At 50.7% G+C, this 16,088-nt stretch carries 16 protein-coding genes; 13 read left to right on the plus strand and 3 right to left on the minus strand.

Annotation, left to right across the window (positions count from 1 at the left end; translation table 11 throughout):
- Window positions 1-512 precede the first annotated feature (512 nt).
- From ACZND6_RS11360 to rapZ, 12 genes are all read left to right on the plus strand, one after another.
- Window positions 513-1,832, plus strand: a complete 1,320-nt coding sequence (locus tag ACZND6_RS11360) for an FAD-dependent oxidoreductase (RefSeq protein ID WP_293737087.1) — start codon at window positions 513-515, stop codon at window positions 1,830-1,832.
- Window positions 1,807-1,992, plus strand: a complete 186-nt coding sequence (locus tag ACZND6_RS11365) for an FAD-binding protein (RefSeq protein WP_300842577.1) — start codon at window positions 1,807-1,809, stop codon at window positions 1,990-1,992. The genes ACZND6_RS11360 and ACZND6_RS11365 overlap by 26 nt, the downstream gene beginning before the upstream one ends.
- Window positions 1,993-2,236: 244 nt before the next feature.
- Window positions 2,237-2,965 (plus strand): amino acid ABC transporter ATP-binding protein, encoded by a 729-nt coding sequence (locus tag ACZND6_RS11370; RefSeq protein WP_008810215.1) that lies wholly within the window; start codon window positions 2,237-2,239, stop codon window positions 2,963-2,965.
- Window positions 2,966-3,144: 179 nt separating this feature from the next.
- Window positions 3,145-4,128: a KpsF/GutQ family sugar-phosphate isomerase gene (locus ACZND6_RS11375; protein WP_293737089.1), complete on the plus strand. Its 984-nt coding sequence runs from the start codon at window positions 3,145-3,147 to the stop codon at window positions 4,126-4,128.
- Window positions 4,128-4,658, plus strand: coding sequence for a KdsC family phosphatase (locus ACZND6_RS11380; protein ID WP_489524698.1), 531 nt, complete (start codon window positions 4,128-4,130; stop codon window positions 4,656-4,658). Before ACZND6_RS11375 ends, ACZND6_RS11380 begins: the two co-directional genes overlap by 1 nt.
- A gap of 3 nt (window positions 4,659-4,661) precedes the next feature.
- A complete protein-coding gene (gene lptC / locus ACZND6_RS11385; RefSeq protein ID WP_293737091.1) occupies window positions 4,662-5,249 on the plus strand; it encodes an LPS export ABC transporter periplasmic protein LptC in 588 nt (195 codons plus the stop codon).
- A 150-nt stretch (window positions 5,250-5,399) separates the two neighbouring features.
- Window positions 5,400-5,993 carry a lipopolysaccharide transport periplasmic protein LptA gene (gene lptA / locus ACZND6_RS11390; RefSeq protein ID WP_293737092.1) on the plus strand — a complete coding sequence of 198 codons (594 nt, stop codon included), beginning with the start codon at window positions 5,400-5,402 and terminating at the stop codon, window positions 5,991-5,993.
- Window positions 5,990-6,763, plus strand: a complete 774-nt coding sequence (gene lptB, locus ACZND6_RS11395) for an LPS export ABC transporter ATP-binding protein (RefSeq protein WP_008810220.1) — start codon at window positions 5,990-5,992, stop codon at window positions 6,761-6,763. The genes lptA and lptB overlap by 4 nt, the downstream gene beginning before the upstream one ends.
- An 8-nt stretch (window positions 6,764-6,771) precedes the next feature.
- Window positions 6,772-8,127 (plus strand): RNA polymerase factor sigma-54, encoded by a 1,356-nt coding sequence (rpoN, locus tag ACZND6_RS11400; protein WP_300874214.1) that lies wholly within the window; start codon window positions 6,772-6,774, stop codon window positions 8,125-8,127.
- 48 nt (window positions 8,128-8,175) lie between these two features.
- Window positions 8,176-8,652, plus strand: coding sequence for a PTS sugar transporter subunit IIA (locus ACZND6_RS11405; protein WP_293737094.1), 477 nt, complete (start codon window positions 8,176-8,178; stop codon window positions 8,650-8,652).
- A gap of 18 nt (window positions 8,653-8,670) precedes the next feature.
- Window positions 8,671-9,609 (plus strand): HPr(Ser) kinase/phosphatase, encoded by a 939-nt coding sequence (gene hprK / locus ACZND6_RS11410; protein ID WP_370748196.1) that lies wholly within the window; start codon window positions 8,671-8,673, stop codon window positions 9,607-9,609.
- 13 nt (window positions 9,610-9,622) lie between these two features.
- Complete coding sequence (rapZ, locus tag ACZND6_RS11415; protein WP_489524699.1) at window positions 9,623-10,492, plus strand: RNase adapter RapZ; 870 nt, start codon at window positions 9,623-9,625, stop codon at window positions 10,490-10,492.
- Here rapZ and mutY read toward each other — a convergent pair.
- Both mutY and ACZND6_RS11425 read right to left on the minus strand, forming a co-directional pair.
- A complete protein-coding gene (gene mutY, locus ACZND6_RS11420) occupies window positions 10,489-11,475 on the minus strand; it encodes an A/G-specific adenine glycosylase (protein WP_293737096.1) in 987 nt (328 codons plus the stop codon). The genes rapZ and mutY overlap by 4 nt on opposite strands.
- A gap of 135 nt (window positions 11,476-11,610) precedes the next feature.
- On the minus strand, window positions 11,611-12,903 hold the full coding sequence (locus tag ACZND6_RS11425; RefSeq protein ID WP_489524700.1) for a solute carrier family 23 protein: 1,293 nt from the start codon (window positions 12,901-12,903) through the stop codon (window positions 11,611-11,613).
- A gap of 154 nt (window positions 12,904-13,057) precedes the next feature.
- Here ACZND6_RS11425 and ACZND6_RS11430 point away from each other — a divergent pair, with 154 nt between their 5' ends.
- Window positions 13,058-14,686 (plus strand): peptide chain release factor 3, encoded by a 1,629-nt coding sequence (locus ACZND6_RS11430; protein WP_293737098.1) that lies wholly within the window; start codon window positions 13,058-13,060, stop codon window positions 14,684-14,686.
- 34 nt (window positions 14,687-14,720) lie between these two features.
- Here the strand turns inward: ACZND6_RS11430 and hydF are convergent, their stop codons facing one another.
- A complete protein-coding gene (hydF, locus tag ACZND6_RS11435) occupies window positions 14,721-15,935 on the minus strand; it encodes a [FeFe] hydrogenase H-cluster maturation GTPase HydF (RefSeq protein WP_293737099.1) in 1,215 nt (404 codons plus the stop codon).
- Window positions 15,936-16,088 lie beyond the last annotated feature (153 nt).

Below are 16,088 nucleotides of genomic sequence, written 5' to 3' on the forward strand. Positions count from 1 at the left end.
TAAAATCTTAAAGGTCAACTGCATTTAGTTCTAAGAACAAAGAGTCAACTTACGATTAGTTTTAAGCAAAAACAGAGTCAACCAAAATCAGTTCAGGTCAAATTTTAATTCTTTTGTTCGGAGGATTTTTAGCTGAGACCGAACTGCTGCGGCTAAAGAAGCTCCTTTCATTCATAAAATTTACTTTTCAATTACAGTACCGAGACTTTCTTAGAAATTGAGATACGTCCGGTGATCACTGCCGGCTTCATAATTCAAATCAGCTTGTAACTACAGTACTCAGGCAATGTCGGCGGAGTTATTTCTGAACTCGAGCAGGCGAAGCTTACTCAGATAATTCATAAAAAACGGAATCAATAAGTGCGATATCTACACTGTATTGCCCATCGGGGTAATTTATGCTTTTTATCCCTTAACACAAAAGAATTTCTAAATCAATACCCTAAAGGTTATTAACGAGAAAAATTAATTTCTTTAGGATTTTTTTGTTCACTTAAACAAGGAGAAGACAAATGTCCAAATTATCCCGCAGAAGCTTTTTAGGCGGAGCCGCCACAAGCGCAGCCGGCTTCCTTACCTCTGTCGCCTTGCCTTCTGCCGCTCATGCGTCCGATGAAACTCCACAGAAAGGGGATCAAACAGCAGATCTTTTGGTCATAGGCGCTGGAGGTGCCGGATTAGCTACTGCCGTTTCAGCAGCTCAGCACGGTGTCAAGAACATTATTATTTTGGAAAAGATGCCGTTTGTGGGCGGCAACACCTCTATTTCCGGCGGTGGTTTCAACTCTGTCCATCCGGTCAGACAAGGCCGCCAAAAGATTAAAGACAGTCCGGAGCTTCATGCAGAGCAAACTCTGGCAGGCGGCGACTTCCGAGCTTATCCTGAGCTTGTCAAAACCATGACTTACAACTCCTACGATGCCATCCAGTGGCTGGAAGGCATGGGGATGAAGTTCAAAGATGACGTTTATCAAATTTACGGCGGACTTTATCCTCGCTGCCACGCTCCCTTCGGATCTTTAGGCAGTGACTACATTAAAGTTCTCAAACCTCAGTGTGATAAAGAAGGCGTTCAGATCTTCACTAACTCCAGGGTGGTTCGCTTATTCAGAGAAAATCAGCTTTCCGGAAAAGTGCTCGGCGCGGAATATGTTGATAAGGACGGAAATCACAAGACCGTTAAAGCCAACAAGGCAGTGGTAGTCACTACAGGCGGTTTCGGCGCCAATCCTCAGATGCGTGCGAAGTATGATCCGCGAATGCTGAACTTAACGACAACAAACCTTCCTTGTTCCACAGGCGACTTAATTCCGCTTATGGAAGACATCGGTGCAGACTTGGTTGGAATGGACTTTATTCAATGCAACCCGGGATGCCCTCCGGGAAGAAAGCAGAGAATCATTCTTCATCTCTACGCAAAGAACTTCATCATGGTCGGTCCGGACGCTAAGAGATTTATTCGTGAAGATGAAAGACGCGACAATATCCGTGATGCTGTCCTTAGCCTTCCAAAACAGACTGCTTATGCCATTGTCGATTCCAAAGGTTTTGCCGATCTCAATCCCGGTCACCAAGAAATGGCTAGAAAGGGCTTAGAAACCGGAGATGCATGGACCGCAAACACTATCGAAGAGCTTGCAGAAAAGATGGGACTTGATCCGAAAGCACTGAAAGCGACCATCGACGAATTCAATGCAGGTGTTGATGCCAAGCACGATAAATTGGGCAAAGCTCCGCGTAATCTGACCAAGATTGAAAAAGCCCCCCTTCTGGGCCGGTTACTCGGGAATGAGCGTCCACCATACCATGGGCGGCGTTATTATCAATCCTAAGAATCAGGTTATCGACAGAAACGGCAAACCGATCGACGGACTGTATGCAGTCGGCGAAGTTACCGGCGGGATCCACGGGACCAATCGTCTTGGCGGAAACGCTATCTGCGACATCTTTACTTTCGGCAGACTTTGCGGAATACAAGTTTCCAAACTCTAATTAACTTTAATCCGTCGTAGCGAGAGGCCAAACAATTAGCCTCTTTTCTTTTAAAAATCAATGAATTCATATAATTAGGGACGGGCAGAACAATGTTTTTCGAAAGCGAGTAATCAACTTTTAAGGTAAAAACCGAGCTTTTATGCGCATTTCGCTAAAATGAAATTCAGATTTAATTTGTAAATGCAGTGTTTCCTGCGCCTTTGTTTAATCGAGGGCGTTAGCCGCAAAGGACTTTTAGTAGATGATCAGGATCGAGAACGTCAGTAAATGGTACGGAGATTTCCAGGTTCTTAAAAACTGCTCCACCTCCGTCAAAAAAGGCGAGGTAGTCGTCATCTGCGGACCCTCGGGCTCAGGTAAGTCCACGCTCATCAAAACCGTCAACGGTTTAGAGGACTATCAGGAAGGCACTATCTACGTAAACAACATCAATATCGGAGACCCCCACACGAACCTTCCGAAGCTGAGAGCACACGTGGGGATGGTTTTTCAGCACTTTGAGCTCTTTCCTCACCTCACCATCCGCGACAATTTGACGCTTGCCCAAATGAAGGTCCTCAAGCGTTCTCGCGATCAAGCAAACAAAAGAGGCATGGAGCTCTTAGACCGCGTGGGTTTGATTAAACAAGCCGATAAGTTTCCGCCTCAGCTTTCGGGCGGACAGCAGCAGCGTGTAGCCATCGCCCGCGCCCTTGCGATGGACCCGATATGCATGCTCTTTGACGAACCGACTTCCGCGCTTGACCCGGAAATGATCAACGAAGTGCTCGATGTCATGATTAATCTGGCCAAGGACGGCATGACCATGATGGTCGTCACTCATGAAATGGGCTTTGCCCGAAAGGTGGCCGACCGCGTCGTGTTTATGGACGCCGGAGAGATCGTGGAAGAAGCTCCGAAGGAAGAGTTTTTCTCTACGCCGCGCAGTGAAAGAGCTCAGCGCTTCCTCGCAAAAATTCTGCAGCACTAACCTTCTTCTTTTTGTTGCCGAGCGTAAGACGACAGGCAGATTCAAACTCCTGTCTCTATAATGTTTTGCACGAAAACCGCAGGCTTCTTGTATCTCAAAAACAACCCAATTTACCGCCCTGCGCGACCACGATTAACGATTGAAAGAGGAAGCGAAACGCTTTCTCTTCGGAGAGAGGAATGAAACCTGAGATTTCTGAAAAAGGAATTTTAAACTTAGGACGTCACGTCCTTCTTGAAGAAGCAAAGGAACTCGAGACTATCGCGGGAAGGCTTGATGAAAATTTTGTCAAAGCCGTCACCTTGATTCTCAACTGCAAGGGACGCGTTGTCGTCAGCGGCGTCGGCAAGAGCGGGCACATTGCACGCAAGATCGCAGCAACGCTCGCTTCCACCGGATCTCCGGCATTCTTCGTTCATGCGGCAGAAGCAGCTCACGGCGATCTGGGCATGATCACCAAAGACGATGTCGTCATTGCGATTTCTTACTCCGGCACCACATCCGAGCTGCTGACTATCATCCCGACTGTCATTCGTGAGGGTGCCCCTGTTATTTCCATCACGGGTTCCGATGACAACACGCTTGCAAAAGAAGCAACCGTCAATCTCAACGTGCATGTTTCCCGCGAAGCCTGTCCTCTGAACTTAGCACCCACCTCCTCCACAACTGCAACCCTTGCCATGGGGGACGCACTTGCCGTTGCCTGTTTAGATGCGAAGGGATTCGGACCGGAAGATTTCGCACGTTCTCATCCGGGAGGCGCGCTCGGACGGCGCCTCCTTACTCATGTCAGAGACGTTATGCGCAGCGGAGAAGCTACGCCGGTTGTCCGAATCGATGCCACGGTGCTGGACGCCGTGAAAGAAATCACCAAGAAGAAAATCGGTATGACTGCCATCGTTGATGAAACCGATAAAGTCAAGGGTATCTTCACCGAAGGCGATTTAAGACGCCTGATCGAACGCGTCGGCGACATTCGTCCGCTGAAGATTCGCGATGTGATGACTCCGAATCCGACAACGATTCAGCCGCAGGCGTTGGCTGCCGAAGCCGCTAAAATCCTCAACAGCACGTTAAGAAACCAGCTGTTGGTTGTAGACGACAATGATCGACTGATCGGTGCGCTCCACATCCATGACCTTATGACCGCAAAGGTAATCTGATGAAAGCAGAAGCAATTGCAAAAAAAATTAAGCTTGTTTGTCTGGATGTTGACGGAGTACTGACGGACGGCTCCATCATCATTTCCGGACAAGGCGAGCTCTTTAAGCAGTTCTACGTCAGAGACGGTCTCGGAATTAAGTTCCTGCAGGACTGCGGAATTCAGGTTGCTATCTGCACCGGCCGACAGTCCGACATCGTCATCGAGCGCGCAAAGGAACTCGGCATCACGCTTTTAATGCAGGGGCAGAAGGACAAACGTGAGGGGCTGGCTGAGATCTGCCGACAGGCAGGCGTTTCGCCGGAGGAAACCGCTTACATGGGCGACGATATCCCTGACTTATGTCTCTTTCCTCTGGTAGCACTGCCTTGCGCGCCTTCGGATGCTTCTGTGCTGACTTTAAAGAAGGCCCGCTGGGTCTCGCGTTTCCCCGGCGGACACGGTGCGGTAAGAGAGCTTGCAGAATTCATTCTGAAGTCTCAGGGACTCTTTGAGCAAGCCGTTATGAAACGTTTTAACACTGAGCTGTAAGCTATGCGCGACCGACTGACCTCCCTGATCGCTATCGCCCTTTTGGTGACGCTCTGCGCCATGAGTTACTGGTATTCAGTCAAGGCGGAGCTGGAAAACGTAACGCATCTTTCCGATCTGAACTCGCCCGATTTTATTGCCAGGGACATCACGATCACTCAGTTTGACGATGACGGAATAGCAAAAGCAAAGGTCTTTGCCAAGGAAGTCGAGCACTATTCAGATGGCCACGCCAACGCAAAGTTCCCCGAATACGCCTCCTTAAATCCGAATGAGCCTCAGATCACCGCAAAATCCGATCGCGCCACAATGATGGACGGAGGTGCCGTGATTCATTTTTACGACAACGTGGACATTCGTCAGGCCGCCTCTAAAGAGGCTCCCGCAAGCCGCCTTCTGACTTCGCAGCTCGATGCCTATCCTGACACGGACACTTATAAGTCCGACAAACCTGTCGCACTGACCCGCGGAGAAGATACTTCCCTCGGCGTCGGAATGGATTACGACAATGTCGACCGCACTTTCAAGCTGCGCTCCAGGGTTCAGACCGTCATCCAGCCCAAAACCGTAAAAGAAGTCGAGCGTAAGTAACACTGGATCTATGCTCGAGCCCTCCTTCGGGCCGGTTTTTGAGTTTCTGAAATCTCGTTTCGCGGCTGTTTTACTCTCGGCTTTCGCTAGACCTCCCGAGTAAGATAGAATGTCCTAACTGCTTAACCTTTCGTCATTGATTACACAAAAATGAAGCTTCTGCCGATCTGGTTCTTTTGCGCACTCGGGTTGCTTTCCGTCGGTGCGGTACACGCTGAAACAGCCGACTCCGAACAGCCAATTCAAATCTTTTCCGATAAATTTGACGGCGACGATGTCAAGCAAGTCGCAATTTATACCGGGGATGTGGCAGTTCACCAAGGAACATTAGAAATCCGCGGCAACAAGCTTGTACTCACAGTTGATCCGCAAGGTTATCGACATGCAGTGATGACGCCTCTGAAAGGAAAACTAGTCACCTTCAAACAGCGTCGTGATCAAAAAACACCCGGCGTCGAGGAGTGGATGCACGGCAAAGGTGACGAACTCACTTACGACGAAAAACGCAACGTTCTGATTTTGACGCATCGTGCCGAAGTTGCACGCAGCGAAAACGGTGTGCTCAAAGACGAAAGCAAAGGCGACAAAATTACTTATAACCTGACGAATTCAACGGCAATTATTGACGGCAACAAAGCAAAAGGCCCTTCCGGCCGCGTTTCTACCGTCATTGCACCTCGCGATTCCAACATGGACGCCGGCAAGCCGCTTGAACTTCAGGGAAGCAGGAGAGTCTCTCCATGACAGACGGAGTAAACCTGCAGAAACACCAAACCAATGTGCTTGAGGTCAAAAACCTCAAGAAAATTTACGGCCCGAGAACCGTGGTCAAAGATGTCTCTTTGTCCATCAAAAGCGGTGAAGTCGTCGGTCTTTTAGGCCCGAACGGCGCAGGGAAAACCACAACGTTCTATATGATCGTGGGACTCGTGGCGGCAAACGGAGGTCAGATTCTCCTCAACGGCGAGTCGATTCAGCACCTTCCCATCTACAAACGCGCCCGCATCGGTATTACCTACCTTCCTCAGGAAAACAGTGTTTTCAGAACGCTGACTGTGGAAGAAAACATCCAAGCCATTCTTGAGCTGCAGACCAATGAAGACGGCAGTCCGTTCACCAAGAAGCAGATCAAGGAAGAACTTGAAAAGCTATTGAACGAGCTTCAAATCACCGGTATTCGCAAGAACCTGGCGCCGACGGTTTCCGGCGGGGAACGCCGTCGTACTGAAATCGCTCGTGCCCTGGCCGCCCGTCCTCGTTTTATTTTGCTCGACGAACCGTTTGCCGGTGTCGACCCGATTGCTGTGATTGAAATTCAGCGCATCGTGCATTTCCTGAAGGAAAGAGGCATCGGTGTTTTGATCACCGACCATAATGTTCGCGAAACCTTGGGTATTTGCGACCACGCTTATATCATCAGCAACGGCAGCGTCCTTGCCCAGGGCAAGCCGGAAGCCATCGTTGAAAATCCTCAGGTCCGCAACGCTTATTTAGGCGATAACTTCACAATGTAGGAGCTGCGATGGCGGCATCGCTAAATCTGGTCCCGAGCCAGCACCTCACGCTTACACCGCAGATGCGGCAAACGCTCCAGGTGCTCCAGCTCTCCACCTTGGAACTGTCACAGAAGATCTGCGATGCCCTTGAGGACAATCCTCTTCTCGAAATTAGCGAATCCTCCGAGGAAACTTTTGAAAACAACGCCTCTGAAGGCGACCAGGAACTTTATTGGAATGCCGAAGGAGATGACCCGGAAGAATGGGAAACTCCGGCAGAAAAAACACTTTCCAGCCACCTCCTTGAACAGGCCGGCTGCTTGCCGCTCTCTGAAAAAGATTCCGGACTTTTACGCTGGCTCATCGGCTGCCTCGACAATGACGGATTCCTTCCCGAAAGCTTAGAGGAAATCGCTCAAAGCGCACCTTTCCAAGAAGAAGCAGACCCCGAGGATTGGCGCATTGCCCTCTCCCTCCTGCAAAGCTTCGATCCTCCCGGCATCGGGGCAAAAGATGTCAGCGATTCTTTACTGCTGCAGCTGAAGCATTTGCTCAATCGCAAACTACTTGCCCCCGAGCTTGCAAAGCTGACTGAAGAAACGCTTCGGAATCATTTAACGCTTGTCGCAAAGCATCGCTATGACGAGTTAAAGAATAAACTCGGCTGCTCCTCTGAAGAAATCAAATCTGTCCTTGAAGTGATCGGTCGGCTAACACCCAGGCCTGCTGCAGAGTTTTCTGCCGACAAAATAAACTTCGTCATTCCTGAAGTTGCTGTCACGAAGATTCAGGGACGCTGGACCGTACGGCTGATCAGCCGCTCAGGATCAAAAATTCGCCTGAATGATAGCTACGCCCAAGCCGTTGTCCAAAGCAAAGACAAAGAGACGATGCAGCTTTGGAAAGGACGGCTGACAGAGGCCCGCGAGCTTCTGCACAGTATCGAGCAACGGGAGAAGACACTGCTGAAAGTGGCTCGGGCGATTCTGGCGCATCAGGAGGCTTTTTTTGATAAAGGCCCTTCAGCCCTGCGTCCTTTGGTGCTCCGCCAAATTGCCGATGAAACCGAACTGCACGAATCTACGGTGTCTCGTGCATGCAGCGGCAAGTACCTTATCTGTCCGCTCGGGGTGTTTGAACTGAAATATTTCTTCAGCTCTTCCGTAGGACCTTCGGACAGCGGCGAGGCAGCCTCTGCTGCCGCTGTTAAGGCCGCGCTGAAACGCCTTGTCGACCAAGAGTCAAAGGCCAAACCACTTTCCGATGCAAAAATTGCGTCTGCTCTTGAACAGCAGGGTTTTAGCGTGGCACGCCGAACAGTAGCCAAATATCGTGAAGCCCTCGGGATTGCCCCCGCCTCCGAACGAAAAAATCTCGACTAATGCCGATGTGCTTTAGAATGGAAGGCTGTCAAAAGCTATGTCAATCTTATGAACGGTTTGTGCAGTCTGTTAAAACCAGACAATGTGTTGCTCGGAATCTCTCCCAGCAGTAAAAAACGAATCTTTGAACAGGCTTCCCAAACACTGAGCCTGCTCTACGGTCTCGACAAAAAAGAGATTTTCGACGGCTTGTTTGCCCGTGAAAGATTGGGGTCAACCTACCTCGACCACGGGATTGCGCTTCCCCACTGCCGTCTCCCAAACATTAAGGAGCCCTGCTGCCTCTTTGTTAAGCTGCACGGTGAACTTGAGAGCGACCGTCCGGGCGAACCGTCGGTCAGCGCGTTCTTCTTCCTCATTGCCCCGGAAGATGCTGCCAGCGAACACTTAGCCCTTTTGGCTTCCGCGGCCGAAGTTTTTTCTGATGATGCATTGCGTGAAAAACTTTTAACCGCTTCTTCAGCGGATACCTTCTGCGGCGCACTAAGAAGCTGGTGCAGTGTCCAACCCTCCGATAAAGTCTAGTTTTCAGAGCCGACATTTATGGCAACCTACCAACAGCTTTTCAACCTTTGCAAAAAGAAGTTCAATATCAGTTGGCTGTACGGTCAGTCACATGCCAACGAAAAGCTTTTCCTGACGGAAAAGGCAAAACAGTACCCAACCCTCTGCGTCGGCTTCCTGAACATTATTCATCCTGACCGCCTCCACATTATCGGACCGGCAGAAATAGAATTTTTTAATCAAATTTCGCATGACGCCCGAGTCGGCTTTCTGCAGAAACTTATCGAAAACAAATCCTTGGGTCTGGTAGTGTGCCTGGATTTAGCTCTTCCGGACGATATGATCCAGCCGCTGATCGATACCAATCTGCCCGTCTTCGGAACCTCAGAGCCGCCTGAAAAAGTCTTGACTTTTGTCCGCCACAACATCGTTAAGCTTCTCGCGCCGAGCTGCTCTATGCACGGCGTCTTCATGGACGTATTCGGCATGGGCATACTGCTCTCCGGCCAGAGCGGCATCGGTAAAAGTGAACTCGGTCTTGAACTCGTCACCCGCGGCCACGGCCTTGTAGCTGACGACGTGGTGGATTTCATTCAAAGAGCGCCCGACTGGGTGGAAGGCTCTGCTCCTGCCCTTTTGGCAAACCTCCTCGAAGTTCGCGGTATCGGACTGCTGGATATCAAAACGATTTTCGGAGAGACTTCGGTACGCAGAAAAATGCGTCTTAACCTCGTCGCCGAACTGAAACAGTTCGATCAAGGCGAGCTGATGGAGCGTCTCCCGGAAACAGAACTCTTTACAGAAGTTCTCGGTCAGCCCATCCGCAAAATGATTATCCCTGTGGGCGGCGGCAGAAACTTGGCCGTCCTCGTTGAAGCAGCCGTGCGCAGTGCTATTCTTCAGCTCAGAGGCATCAATACCATTCAGGAATTTTTTGATCGCCAACGTAAACTCATGGAGCAGGAGGACGGTTTTTAACCGTTAAACGGATATGCAGCTTATTGTCGTCACGGGCCTTTCCGGCAGCGGAAAATCCATTGCATTAAGACAGCTCGAAGACCTCGGCTATTACTGCATCGACAATCTGCCCGGTAACTATTTGGTTCCGGTCGCAGAGCATCTCCATTCTGTCGGCCGAGACCTACTGGCGGTTTCCTTGGATTCCCGCAGCGACGCTTCCATTCCGGAGATTTCGAAAAGCTTCAAAACACTGAAAGAGCATAACGTCGATATCCGAGTTCTCTGCTTGACGGCTTCTACCGATGCGCTCGTCCAAAGATATTCCGAAACTCGTCGTCAGCACCCTTTATCGCAGCGCTCATCCTCAGGCCCGGAAACTTTGGTCGAGGCCATTGAAAAAGAAAGGAAAATGCTGGAGCCTTTTGTCGGCTTTTCTCACATCATTGACACGACCGGCATGCTGCCTAATACGCTGAACCACTGGATCCGTAATTTCGTCAGAGCAAAGAAGGGCCGTATCCTCCTGACGTTTGAGTCCTTTGGATTTAAGCGCGGTCTTCCGATGGCGAGCGACCTCGTTTTTGACGTCCGCTGTCTGCCCAACCCTTACTGGGAAGAAGATCTTCGAAAGTACACCGGCAAGGACCAGCCGGTGATTGATTACCTGCGTTCAAAACCCGAAGTTCAGGAAATGATTTCCGATATTCAGAACTTCGTGGAGAAATGGCTTCCGTCTTACGAAGCTCAGAACCGACACTATCTTACGGTCTCGATCGGCTGCACCGGCGGTCAGCACCGCTCCGTCTATATCGCGGAAACATTGGCCCGACACTTTTCCAAGTCATACGAAGGTGTCCTCGTTCGCCATCGTACTTTGGACGCCGTCGCCTCCAAGGACTAAAGTACTTCCAGCAGCAGTTTTCGAATAGGGGTAGGGAGCGCCTCTGTCTTTATTTGTTCCTTCGTAAAAGCTTTCCACGCAGCGGGAATTTTTGAGGGGATCGACAGCCGGACGGGATAAATCCTAAGCAGCAGGTGTGTCAGCCGATGCTCAATGACCGGGAGGACTTCTTCGGATTGCTCTGCCTCTTCGTCCCGAAGCTGAGGAAGGGTCCACAGTCCCTTCCAGTAGCGTTCTGACTTCCTGAGCAAATAAACTTCGTTTCCGTCGGTGTAAACAGCGAGATTCAATATCTCTTCCGGCACCGGGGCCCTGACCTTCTTTACAGGAAATTCCAACTGACTGTCCGTCTGAAAAGCTTTGCAGTCTTGATTGACAGGACACAAGGCGCACAGAGGTTTTGTCCTGGTGCAAACCGTCGCTCCGAGATCCATCACGGCTTGAGCATAGGTGCGGCCTTCCTTTAGAGGCGTCTTGGAACGCGCATCTGCCCACAGAAGATTTTCAGTCTCGCGTGGTGTCAGACCTTTGCCGATCATGCCGTGGCGTGCCAGTACCCGCTTCACATTTCCATCAAGAATGGCACAGGGCTCGTCTGTTGCGGCGCTTCGAATCGCGGCCGCAGTTGAAACGCCGATACCGGGCAGCGACTCCAGATCCGAAAGTTCAATGGGGAAGCTGCCGTTGAAACGACACTGAACCTCTTTTGCACACTTGTGCAGATTTCTGGCGCGGCTGTAATAGCCAAGTCCCGCCCAGAGCTTCATGACCTCTTCCTCCGGAGCTTCGGCAAGATCCTGAACCGTCGGAAACCGTTCTATAAAGCGATCGAAATAAGGAATAACGGTCTTTACCTGCGTTTGCTGAAGCATGATTTCCGCAAGCCAGCGGACATAAGGATCATGGCTTTTCTGCCACGGAAGATTGTTTCTACCGTATTTTTTCTGCCAGGCAACTAATCTCTCGGCAAAACTGCTGTCCATTCAACTTCCTCAAAGCAATGCGTTCGGTCGCATTCACAATTCAATGACGACTGCAATCTACAACAAAAAACGGTTTTCACAGCATCGAGCAAAACGCTCAATGCCGAAAAACCGTCTTCGAATTCTCTCAAAAAATCACTGCTCTTTTTTGAGTTTCCTATCTTCCATAATCAGGTTCAGAAGAATAGCTGCAACAGTTGCCGTTCCGATACCGCCGAGGCCGAATCCGCCGATTTTCAGCGAGAAGTCGCCGGCACCGATGATCAGCGTAACAGCCGTCACGATCAGATTTTTGCTGGAGGCCAGATCAATCTGGTTTTCAATCATGATACGCACGCCGGCAGCGGCAATGAAACCGAAAACAATTACAGAAACAGCGCCGAGCAACGGTCCGGGAATCGTTTGAATCAAGGCACCGAACTTCGGCGAGAAGCTGAGCAAAATAGCAAAGCAGCCTGCAACCGGGAAGATGAGGGTGGAGTACACACGGGTCGCCGCCATCACGCCTATATTTTCACCGTACGTAGTCACACCGGGACCGCCGACAAAGCCCGCAAGAATCGTTGCCAAACCGTCGCCGAAGAAGCTTCGGCCGATATACGGGTCCAGGTTGCGGCGCGTCATCACGTTGACGGCTTTGATGTGACCAAGGTTTTCAGCGATCAGGATCACAACCACGGGCACAATCAGAATTATCGCTTCGGGTTGGAAAACCGGAGCGGAAAAATTGGGGACGCCGAGCCAGCTGGCGTTAATCAGCGGCTGGAAATCAATCGGCTTGCCCAAGGCCATCACATTGGTGAGGAGCCAGTAAAGAATATAGGCAATCACAATGCCCACGAGAATCAGCAGCTTCTGCAAAAACCCTCGGAGATAAACAGCGACAAAACCCATAATCAGAACCGCTGCGGCCGCGTACCACTGTTCAAAGTTGGTGACGCCCATGCCTTTAACGGCAACCGGAGCGAGGTTCAGACCGATCGTCATCACAATGGCGCCGGTCACAACCGGAGGCATTAGCCGTTCAATCCAGCCCACACCGGTCCACATCACAATGAGGCCCACAATCGCGTATACCACGCCGCAGGCAATCACGCCGCCCATGGCTATCGGAATGTTGGGATTAGGTCCCGTGCCGGCATAACCTGTCGCCGCAATGACCACGCCGATAAAAGCGAAGCTGGAGCCCAAGTAGCTCGGAACTCGGCCGCCGACAATTAAGAAGAATAAAAGCGTTCCGATGCCGCTCATGAAGATTGCGACATTGGGATCCAAACCCATAATCAGCGGTGCAAGCACCGTGGAACCGAACATGATGACGACGTGTTGGATACCCATTGCCAGGGTTTGGCCAAGAGGGAGTGTCTCGTCAGGCGCAATTGTGCCTTCCGTCTTGACTTTCCAACGAGGAAAGTAGTTTTGTGTCATTGGGATTGTCTCTAGGAATTAATCCTAGTAATTTTAGTAGCTCAATTAGTTAAATTTCGTTCACAAACCCTCAGTTTTTCATTCATTGACATTTGAATCTCTATCCTTTGATCTACAATTCTCGGCTACAGATAAGTATAGGATTCTGAACAAAATGGCTTTGTTAAGTCCGCAGGCACAGAAACAAGTAAAGAGGCGAAGAACCTTCGCTATCATCTCTCACCCTGACGCGGGTAAAACGACATTGACGGAAAAGCTTCTGCTTTTCGGCGGAGCGATTCAGATGGCCGGAGCCGTGAAAGGCAGAAAGGCCGGCCGTCACGCAACCAGTGACTGGATGGAAGTTGAAAAGCAGCGCGGTATTTCCGTCACCAGCTCTGTGATGCAGTTCGAATATAACGACCATGTCATCAACTTGCTTGATACCCCGGGACACGAAGACTTCTCGGAAGACACTTACCGTGTTCTGACAGCGGTAGACTGCGCCGTCATGGTCATCGATGCCGCCAAGGGCGTGGAAGCACAGACCATCAAACTGCTCGAAGTCTGCCGAATGCGCAAGACTCCGATCATTACGTTCATCAACAAACTCGACCGCGAAGTTCAGGATCCGATTGATTTGCTCGGCGAGATTGAAAATGTTCTGAAGATCGACTGTGCTCCGATCACCTGGCCTGTCGGCATGGGCAAAACATTCCGCGGCGTCTTCTCTCTGCTCGATAACCGCATGAAGCGCTTTACACCGGGCGGAGAAAAGCTCTCCGACGACGTTGAAGTGATCGAAGGTCTGGACAATCCTCGTCTCGATGAGCTCTTCCCGCTGGAAATGGATTATGTTCGCGAAAGCATCGAACTCATTCAAGGTGCCAGTGAACCGTTCTCTCTTGAACGCTTCTTGGAAGGTTCTCAAACACCGGTGTTCTTCGGCTCCGGTGTCAACAATTTCGGTGTTGAGGATGTGTTAAATGCGCTGGTGAATTGGGCCCCGACACCTCAGCCCCGCGATGCCGGAAAACGTATGGTCGAGCCCGACGAGGCCAAGTTCTCAGGCTTTGTGTTCAAGATTCAGGCCAACATGGATCCGAAGCACCGCGACCGTATTGCCTTCTTCCGCGTCTGCTCCGGTGAATACCAGCCGGGCATGAAGGTGTTCCATGTCCGTGAAGGCAAAGAAATGAAGATCCCGAACGCCCTTACCTTCATGGCTAACGACCGCGTGCTGATGACAGACGCCGTTGCCGGCGACATCATCGGTATCTACAACCACGGCCAGCTCCACATCGGCGACACACTCACACAAGGCGAAGTGCTCGGCTTTACCGGCATCCCATACTTCGCTCCGGAACTTTTCCGCAGCGCTCGTCCGAAAGATCCTTTCAAAGCCAAGCAGCTTCACAAGGGCTTGAAGGAACTCGGTGAGGAAGGTGCGATTCAGGTCTTTGAAGATGAACTCGGCAATCTTTATCTCGGTGCTGTGGGGCAGCTGCAGTTCGAAATTGTGGCTCAGCGCTTAGCAACGGAATATAACGTCGACGCCATCTACGAAAACACGCCTGTTTCTACAGCCCGCTGGGTCACCTATCCTGACGAGCAGACCCGTAAGGATTTCGAGAAAGAACAGGGAATGCGTTTAGCTAAAGACGCCGACGGCAATACCGTTTATCTTGCCACGAGCATCTACAACCTGCAGACGACGCAGAAACATTGGCCTCAGGTCGCTTTCCACGTGACACGTGAGCACGGTCAAAAGCTGAAACACACTGACGTCGATCTCGACATCTAAAAGACCAGAGCCCGGAAGTCCGGGCTCTTTCTTTTTAGTTTTCTTTCATTGGCAACATCGCTCGATCCATGATTCCGTGTAGATAAGAAATCAGGACGCCGTAATTAACAATCGGTACTCCGGCCTCGGCGCATTTTCTTTGGCGGCTTAGCATGGCGCGGCGATTAATCATGCAGGCGCCGCAGTGGATAACGAGCTTGTAGGCGGAAACGTCTTCAGGGAAGGAGTCTCCCGTATACCATTCATAGTCCAGTTCACCGCCGACTTTCTTATTCAGCCAAGCCGGTATCTTGACTCTGCCGATATCTTCTGCCTGACAGACATGAGTACAGGCTTCCGCAATCAAAACTTTATCGCCCGGCTTTAAATTTTCTACCGCTTTAGCACCTGCGGCTAATCCGCTTAGGTTGCCCTTTTGACGCGCCATGAGAATAGAAAAAGACGTCAGCGGAATGTCTTTCGGCACAGCTCGGTCTGCCTTGGCAAAGACCTGACTGTCTGTAACCACCAATGCCGGCGGTTCTTTAAGATTAGCAAGCTGCTCTGCCAGCTGATTTTCCTTGACGACAACGGCCTTGGCATTAGCATCCAAAATATCTCGGATGGCGTGGACCTGAGGAAGAATGATTCGGCCCTTAGGAGCAGCTGTATCGATGGGAACGCAAAGTACGACGGTATCCCCTTCTTTGACAAGATCCCGAAGCATAGGCCCGTCTTCGAAGGCTCCCGGTGCAGTTTTGACGATAAGCGAACGCAGCTCATCAATGCCTTTCTTCTCCAGCGCACTGATCGGAACCACTTTTTCTCCGAAGGATTTTTCCAATGCATCGATGCGGTCGGCGGTGTTGGCAACAGTTTCAATCTTATTGGCAGCGAGGATGTAGCTTGTTCCCAGTTTTTTAAACTCAGAAATTAGAGACCGTTCAAAGTCAGAGACGTCATTGGCCGCATCAATCACGATGACTGCGACATCGGTCTTAGTCATGACTTCTTTAGTTTTGCCGATCCTAAGTTTGCCCAAATCTCCTATATCGTCGATGCCGGCGGTATCAATGGTCATCACCGGCCCCAGTGGCAAAATTTCCATCGCTTTAAACACCGGGTCCGTGGTCGTGCCGGCAACGTCGCTGACAAGCGCAATGTTTTGTTTGGTCAGCGCGTTGATCACACTCGACTTACCGGCATTTCTTCTGCCGAAAATACCGATGTGGACACGCATACCTTTGGGGGTCTGATTCATTTCTGCCATGACAATTCCTCTGTTTTCCGAGATTCTAGATGGATAGGCGAATCGAGTAGGAGAAGCTTTCACCTACCCCTCTCACACCACTGGGCATGCGGGTCTCGCACCCAGCGGTTCCAATTAACCTATGCGGGTCGCCTACTTGCTTCCCGCATTGCT

The sequence above is a fragment of the Parasutterella sp. genome (assembly GCF_057870745.1).

Bases quoted from the DNA above. Each gene is read 5' to 3' on its own strand.
- ACZND6_RS11360 (WP_293737087.1), top strand. From the start codon at position 513: ATGTCCAAATTATCCCGCAGAAGCTTTTTAGGCGGAGCCGCCACAAGC.
- ACZND6_RS11365 (WP_300842577.1), top strand. From the start codon at position 1,807: ATGGGCGGCGTTATTATCAATCCTAAGAATCAGGTTATCGACAGAAAC.
- ACZND6_RS11370 (WP_008810215.1), top strand. From the start codon at position 2,237: ATGATCAGGATCGAGAACGTCAGTAAATGGTACGGAGATTTCCAGGTT.
- ACZND6_RS11375 (WP_293737089.1), top strand. From the start codon at position 3,145: ATGAAACCTGAGATTTCTGAAAAAGGAATTTTAAACTTAGGACGTCAC.
- ACZND6_RS11380 (WP_489524698.1), top strand. From the start codon at position 4,128: ATGAAAGCAGAAGCAATTGCAAAAAAAATTAAGCTTGTTTGTCTGGAT.
- lptC (WP_293737091.1), top strand. From the start codon at position 4,662: ATGCGCGACCGACTGACCTCCCTGATCGCTATCGCCCTTTTGGTGACG.
- lptA (WP_293737092.1), top strand. From the start codon at position 5,400: ATGAAGCTTCTGCCGATCTGGTTCTTTTGCGCACTCGGGTTGCTTTCC.
- lptB (WP_008810220.1), top strand. From the start codon at position 5,990: ATGACAGACGGAGTAAACCTGCAGAAACACCAAACCAATGTGCTTGAG.
- rpoN (WP_300874214.1), top strand. From the start codon at position 6,772: ATGGCGGCATCGCTAAATCTGGTCCCGAGCCAGCACCTCACGCTTACA.
- ACZND6_RS11405 (WP_293737094.1), top strand. From the start codon at position 8,176: ATGAACGGTTTGTGCAGTCTGTTAAAACCAGACAATGTGTTGCTCGGA.
- hprK (WP_370748196.1), top strand. From the start codon at position 8,671: ATGGCAACCTACCAACAGCTTTTCAACCTTTGCAAAAAGAAGTTCAAT.
- rapZ (WP_489524699.1), top strand. From the start codon at position 9,623: ATGCAGCTTATTGTCGTCACGGGCCTTTCCGGCAGCGGAAAATCCATT.
- mutY (WP_293737096.1), bottom strand. From the start codon at position 11,475: ATGGACAGCAGTTTTGCCGAGAGATTAGTTGCCTGGCAGAAAAAATAC.
- ACZND6_RS11425 (WP_489524700.1), bottom strand. From the start codon at position 12,903: ATGACACAAAACTACTTTCCTCGTTGGAAAGTCAAGACGGAAGGCACA.
- ACZND6_RS11430 (WP_293737098.1), top strand. From the start codon at position 13,058: ATGGCTTTGTTAAGTCCGCAGGCACAGAAACAAGTAAAGAGGCGAAGA.
- hydF (WP_293737099.1), bottom strand. From the start codon at position 15,935: ATGGCAGAAATGAATCAGACCCCCAAAGGTATGCGTGTCCACATCGGT.